Source organism: Eggerthella sp. 1_3_56FAA (assembly GCF_000185625.1).
GTDB lineage: Bacteria > Actinomycetota > Coriobacteriia > Coriobacteriales > Eggerthellaceae > Eggerthella > Eggerthella lenta.
This window is the reverse complement of the sequence record NZ_GL622579.1, coordinates 406,797-409,956: the sequence shown is the minus strand read 5'-3', so window position 1 is coordinate 409,956 and position 3,160 is coordinate 406,797. Positions and strand designations below refer to the sequence as shown.

The window sequence follows — 3,160 nt, the reverse complement described above, 5'->3', positions numbered from 1 at the left end:
CGGCGGCCGCGCAGGGCGATGCGGCTCAGGCCGCTGCTTTGGCCGCCGCCGCGCAAGACGACGGGGCTTCCGAGGCTGAGGAAGTGGAGGCTCCGGCTCTCAAGGTGCTCATCGACAAGGCGAAGAGCCCGCTCGTGGCCAGCCAGATGGGCGCGAGCATCCCCTCGATGTTCCAGCAGATGGGCGTCGACGTGGACGTGGAGACCATTCACGAAGGGTCGGCTTCCGATGGCGACGGAGCGGCGGCCAATCCCATGTCCGGCATGGTGTCGCTGCAGCTTGCCATCATGCCGCTGTTCATGGTGTCGATGATGACGGGTCTGTTCCTCAGCCGCATCTTAGGAAAGAAGACGGATGCGACGAGCGCGGAGCGCTGGAAGTCCATCGGGATCCAGGCGGCTTACGCCGTCGTGGCCTCGCTGATCGTCAGCCTGTGCGCGTTCTGCATGCTGCTGTGGATCGCCGGTATCGAGGCTCCCATGGACGCCATCGTGCCGTTCATGTGGCTTGCCAGCTTCTGCGTGATGCTCGTGTTCATCGGCGCGTTCAACATCTCCACGGCGCTTGGCGGCCTGCTTGCGCTCGTCGGGTTCGCGTTGGGCATGATGACGGGCACGTTCCCCTTCGAGGCTCTGCCGGCGTTCTGGCAGGATTGGGTGTACCCGTGGGCCCCGCAGCGCTTCATGAGCGAGGGCATCCGCGCCATCCTGTATCTGGACGCGGGCGCCTGGAACGCAGGGAGCCTGCCGCTCCTGATCGTGGGCGCGGTCGGCGCGGTGCTGACCTGCATCGCCGCTCTCGTGCCGGGCAAGAAGGACAAGAGCGAGACGGTCGCCGCCTAGGCGGAGAAACCGCTTGGCGTTGCACGTGGGGGGCGGGCTTCGGCTCGCCCCTTTCCTTTTGTCGCGCGATTCGCGCCCAACCTCGCCCTTTCGCTGCACGCAAGGCGTCGAAACCGTGCGTTCGCGGCGAAGAAGGCTGGGCGACGGCTTCAGGTGACGGTTCTGGCGCGTTGGGAACCAGAAGGCGGCGCACGTCGGTGCGTGTCATCCCTCCTTTGCGCGCGCCTCCGCCATGTCGAAGCGATCCTTTCAGGCGCATACTCGGCTCGCAGCGCAGCCTTTCCGCTTTCGTAAGGAATGGACGTGAAGTGCAGAATCATCGACCGGCTCTATCCTCGTGGTAGTATGTTCCGACTTTCGATATACGACGTTCGAGGAGAAAGACGTGCCATACAAGGTGAACGAGCCGGTGGAACCGCAACAAAGGGCGGTCATCGATGATGACCAGCTGAAACGGATGATGGCGGACAGCCAGCCGAGCTTCTTCGAGCGCAACCGTTATCGGCTGGTCACGCTCGCGCTCATCGCGATCAACGTCGCCGTGTTCGCGCTCGAGGCGGTGCTGTCCGGCATGCGCATCGACATTTCCACGCGCACCCTCGTGGACATGGGCGCGATGTACGCGCCGCTTGTCCAGTCGCCGGCCGACCTGTACCGTTTCGTCACGCCGATGTTCCTTCATATGGACCTCATGCACCTCGGTTTCAACATGGTGGCGCTGTACAGCGTGGGCGAGGTGTTGGAGCGCACGCTGGGTCGGGGCAACTACCTTGCGCTGTACTTCATCGCGGGAATAACGGGCAATGCGGTGTCCTATGCGGCCGATGTGCTGCTCGGCGGCGGCTCCGCGGTGAGCGCCGGAGCTTCGACCAGCGTGTTCGGCCTGTTCGTGGCCGTGGCGCTGTTAGCCGTGCTGCATAAGGGGAACCGTTCGCTCTTCACGCAGTACAGCAAGGGCATGTTGGGGGTCATCGCCGTGAACGTGGCGTACACGCTGCTCGTGCCGAACATCTCCGTGAGCGGGCATCTGGGAGGGGCGCTTGGCGGGCTCGTCGCCATGTTCATGATCCCGGCAGCCAGCCTGCGCGTGCCGAATCCCGTGCGCGTCGTCGTGGCCGTGCTGTGGGTGGCGGCGCTCGTGTGGCTGCTCGTTTCGCAAGGGGTGCTCGGTGTCTAGCGGGCGGCGCGCAGTCGCGCTGCGGCCGGGTCAGCTGCTGGCCGTGGGCGGCATGCTGTTCTCGATGTTCTTCGGTGCGGGCAACCTCATCCTGCCCCCGCTTCTGGGATTGCAGGCGGGTGATCAGGCGATCCCCGCCATGACGGGTTTCTTGATCGCGGGTATCGGCTTGCCGGTGCTCGGCATCGTGGCGGTGGCCGTGTGCGGCGGCGTACGCGAGCTGGCCGGGCGCGTGAGCCCGCTGTTCGCCTCGGTGTTCATCGCGCTCATGTACCTGACCATCGGGCCGTTTCTCGCCATTCCGCGCACGTCTTCGACCGCCTTCGAGATGCTAAGGCCCCTGCTGCCCGTAACCGATGCGGCCGGCCTGGGCGTCGCAACGGCGGCGTTCTCCGTCGCGTTCTTCGGCGTGGCGTTCGCGCTGGCGCTGCGACCCGGGCTGTTGTCGCGCGTGCTGGGGCGTTTCTCTGCGCCCGCCCTCATCTTGCTCATCGTGCTGGTGGTCGGCGCCTCCGTGCTGGGCGGCGCGCCCGCGCCGACGGCTCCGCAGCCGCCCTATGACGCGAGCCCGCTGTCGAACGGTTTTCTCACGGGGTACCAGACCATGGACTTGCTGGCGGCGCTGTGCTTCGGCATCGTGGTGGCTGCGAACGTTCGCGAGCTGGGCGTGAGCGACCCGAAGCGCGTGGCGGGCTCCATTTCGGGCGCGGGCCTCATCGCCGGAGCGCTCATGATGGCCATCTACTGCGGGCTGGCGTTCGTGGGCTCGGCGATGGGCTCGACGATGCCCGACGCGGCCAACGGCGCTTCCATCCTCGCGGCGTCGGCCAGCGCGCATTTCGGCCCGGCGGGTACGGTCATCGTGGCGGCCATCTTCCTGCTGGCCTGCCTCAACGTATGCACGGGGCTCATCTCGTGCTGCTCGGAGTACTTCTCCGAGGCTTTTCCGCGTATCCCGCTTCCGGCGTGGGCGGCGGCGTTCGCCGCGTTCAGCTGCGCGGTGTCGCTCGTGGGGCTCGATGCCATCCTCGCGTTTTCCGCACCGCTTCTGGGCGCGCTCTATCCGCCGGCCATCGTGCTGGTGGTCATGGGCCTCGCGCACGGGCGCTGCGACCGGCTGCCGCGCATGTGGCCCTGCGCC

2 protein-coding genes and 1 pseudogene are annotated in these 3,160 nt (G+C 66.6%); all 3 read left to right on the top strand.

Features of this window, described 5'->3' with window-relative positions; translation table 11 throughout:
- Positions 1-842, top strand: a pseudogene (locus HMPREF1023_RS01710) (hypothetical protein); the annotation flags it as partial.
- Between the two features lie 385 nt (positions 843-1,227).
- A complete protein-coding gene (locus tag HMPREF1023_RS01705) occupies positions 1,228-2,019 on the top strand; it encodes a rhomboid family intramembrane serine protease (protein ID WP_009608532.1) in 792 nt (263 codons plus the stop codon).
- The coding region (gene brnQ / locus HMPREF1023_RS01700) for a branched-chain amino acid transport system II carrier protein (protein WP_009304404.1) at positions 2,012-3,160 on the top strand (1,149 nt) is incomplete at its 3' end. The genes HMPREF1023_RS01705 and brnQ, both read left to right, overlap by 8 nt.